General features: G+C 71.9%; 2 protein-coding genes. Both read left to right on the forward strand.

The features are described 5' to 3' along the window. The first annotated feature begins 129 nt into the window (after positions 1–129). On the forward strand, positions 130–2,793 hold the full coding sequence (gene alaS, locus ACTIR_RS0103985) for an alanine--tRNA ligase (protein WP_026453300.1): 2,664 nt from the start codon (positions 130–132) through the stop codon (positions 2,791–2,793). Then, positions 2,790–3,284, forward strand: a complete 495-nt coding sequence (gene ruvX, locus ACTIR_RS0103990; RefSeq protein ID WP_026453301.1) for a Holliday junction resolvase RuvX — start codon at positions 2,790–2,792, stop codon at positions 3,282–3,284. Before alaS ends, ruvX begins: the two co-directional genes overlap by 4 nt. Positions 3,285–3,300: the final 16 nt, after the last annotated feature.

Genomic DNA, 3,300 nt, shown 5'->3' on the forward strand with positions numbered 1-3,300 from the left:
CGCGCCGGGCGGAGACCTGAGGCCGACGGGAGGCACACCCGACACGCAGGCCCGTCCCGGTCTCCGCCGTTCCCCGCCCACGACCCGCGCACGGCGCCCCGGCGCCGCGCCTCACGCCAAGGAAAGCCAGTGGAAACTCACGAGATCAACAAGCGATTCCTGGACTTCTTCGAGAAGCACGGGCACACGCGGGTGCCCAGTGCCTCGCTGATCCTCGACGACCCCACCCTGCTGTTCGTCAACGCGGGGATGGTGCAGTTCAAGCCGTACTTCCTCGGTGAGGTGCCGCCGCCCTACCCGCGCGCCGCGAGCGTGCAGAAGTGCGTGCGCACCGGCGACATCGACGAGGTGGGCAAGACCACCCGGCACAACACGTTCTTCCAGATGGCGGGCAACTTCTCCTTCGGGGACTACTTCAAGGAGACCGCCATCGCCCGGGCCTGGGAGCTGATCACCACCTCGCAGGACGAGGGCGGGTTCGGGTTCGAGCCGGACCGGCTGTGGGCCACGGTGTACGAGCACGACGCGGAGGCCGCCGCGCTGTGGCGGGAGGTCGCGGGACTGCCCTCCGAGCGCATCCAGTACCGCAGCGCCGACGACAACTACTGGGACATGGGGGTTCCCGGGCCCGGCGGGCCGTGCTCGGAGATCTACTACGACCGCGGTCCGGAGTTCGGCCGCGACGGTGGTCCCGTGGTGGACGAGGACCGCTTCCTGGAGATCTGGAACCTGGTGTTCATGCAGGACATCCGGGGCGAGGGCAGCCCGAAGAAGGGGCACCCCGTGCTCGGGGAACTGCCGCAGAAGAACATCGACACCGGGATGGGCATCGAGCGGGTGGCCTACCTGCTCCAGGGTGTGTCGAACGTCTACGAGACCGACCTGGTGCGCCCGGTGATCGCCACGGCCGAGGAGTTCTCCGGTCGCCGCTACGGTGACCACCACCCCGACGACGTCCGGTTCCGGGTGATCGCCGACCACGCCCGCTCCGGCGTGATGCTGATCTCGGACGGGGTCACCCCCGGCAACGAGACCCGTGGGTACGTCCTGCGCAGGCTGCTGCGGCGGATCGTGCGCTCGGTGCGGCTGCTGGGCGTGCACGAACCGGTGCTGCCCGAGTTCGCCGCGGTGGTGCGCGACGCGATGGCGCCCTCGTACCCCGAACTCACCCGGGACTTCGACCGGATCAGCGACGTCATGCGGACCGAGGAGGAGAGCTTCCTCGCCACGCTCACCAGCGGGTCCCGCATCTTCGACATGGCCGCGGAGCAGACCCGCCGTTCCGGCGGCACGATGCTGGCCGGGGACAAGGCGTTCCAGCTGCACGACACCTACGGGTTCCCGATCGACCTCACCCTGGAGATGGCGGCCGAGCAGGGACTGTCGGTGGACGAGGAGGGTTTCCGCACCCTCATGGAGGAGCAGCGGCAGCGGGCCAAGGCCGACGCCGCGGCGCGTAAGAGCGGCCACGGCGACCTGTCGGCCTACCGGAGGCTGCTCGAACAGCACGGGGAGACCGAGTTCCTCGGCTACACCGACCTGCAGGCCACCTCCCGGGTGCTGGCGCTGATGGTCGACGGGGTACCGGCCACGGTGGCGGGTGCGGGCAGCACGGCCGAACTCGTCCTCGACCGCACCCCGTTCTACGCCGAGGGCGGTGGGCAGATCGCCGACACCGGCGTGCTGCTGGGCCACGGGGTCGAACTGGCCGTGCGGGACGTGCAGAAGCTGGTGCCGGGCCTGTACGTCCACCGGGTCGAGGTCACCGGGGGCGAGGTGGCGGTGGACACCGAGCTGACCGCCTCCGTGGACGGGACGCGCCGCGCCGCGATCGCCCGCTCGCACTCGGCCACCCACCTGGTGCACGCCGCGGTGCGCGGGGCCTACGGCAACCGGGCCGCCCAGGCCGGGTCGCTGAACTCGCCCGGGCGGATGCGGTTCGACTTCACCACCTCCGGCTCCGTGTCGTCGGACGTGCTCACCGAGGTGGAGGAGGAGGTCAACGACTACCTCCAGACCGACGTCGAGGTGCAGGCCTACACCACGACCAAGGACAAGGCCCTCGAACAGGGGGCGATCGCCCTGTTCGGCGAGAAGTACGGCGACCGGGTCCGCGTGGTCGACATGGGGGACTACTCCCGCGAGCTGTGCGGGGGGACCCACGTCGGGCGGATCGGTCAGCTGGGCCTGGTCAAACTGGTCACCGACTCCTCGATCGGCTCCGGGGTGCACCGGGTCGAGGCGCTGGTCGGCACGGACGCGCTGCGGCACGTCCGCAAGGAGCAGCTGCTGGTCTCCGAACTGGCGGGCACGTTGAAGGTGCCGACGGAGTCGCTGCCGAACCGCATCGAGGACGTGCTCACCCGCCTGCGCGACGCCGAGAAGGAGATCGAGCGCCTGAAGATGCGCGAGGTGCTCGGCTCGGCGGACACGCTCGCCGAGCGGGCCCAGGACGTCGCGGGCACGGCACTGGTGGCGCAGAAGCTGGACGAGGGCGTCGACGGGGGCGCGCTGCGCAAGCTGGCGGGCGAGGTCCGCAACCGGCTCGGGTCCCGGCCCGGGGTGGTCGCCCTGTTCGCCCCCTCCGGGGAGAAGGTGAGCTTCGTGGTGGCCACCACGGCGGCGGCCCGGGAGGAGGGTCTGTCCGCGGGTGATCTGGTGCCGTCCTTCGCCGAGGCCGTCGGCGGCCGGGGCGGGGGCAAGCCGGACATGGCCCAGGGCGGGGGGACCCGGCCGGACGGGATCGACCGGGCCCTCGGTGCGCTGCGGGACGCGGTGGGTCAGCGCCGGTGAGCGACGTACGCCCCGACCGGCCCGGGGAGAACGATCCCGGGCCCGGCCGGAGGCTGGCCGTGGACGTCGGCTCGGTACGGGTCGGCGTGGCACTGTCCGATCCGGCCGGGATTCTCGCCACCCCCCTGGTTACCCTGACGCGTGATGCGGAGACGGACACCGATCTTGACGAGCTGGCCCGGCTGGTCGCCGAGAACGAGGTGGTCGAGGTGATCGTGGGACTGCCGAGGACGTTGGCGGACCGGCACGGCAGCGCCGCGGCGATCGCGACGGAGTACGCGCGGCTGCTGTCCGGTCGGCTCGACCCGGTCGGGGTCCGGATGGCCGACGAGCGGCTCAGCACGGTCACGGCGAGCCGCATGTTGTCCCAGCGGGGCGTCAAGGGGCGCAAGCAGCGCCGGGTCGTGGACCAGGCCGCGGCCGTGGAGATCCTGCAGGGGTGGTTGGACGCGCGGGCCGCGGCGGCACCGCGGGGCGAGGACCCCGCGTGAGCGCGCCGCACGACGG

Source organism: Saccharomonospora iraqiensis subsp. iraqiensis (assembly GCF_000430445.1).
Classification (GTDB): domain Bacteria; phylum Actinomycetota; class Actinomycetes; order Mycobacteriales; family Pseudonocardiaceae; genus Saccharomonospora; species Saccharomonospora iraqiensis.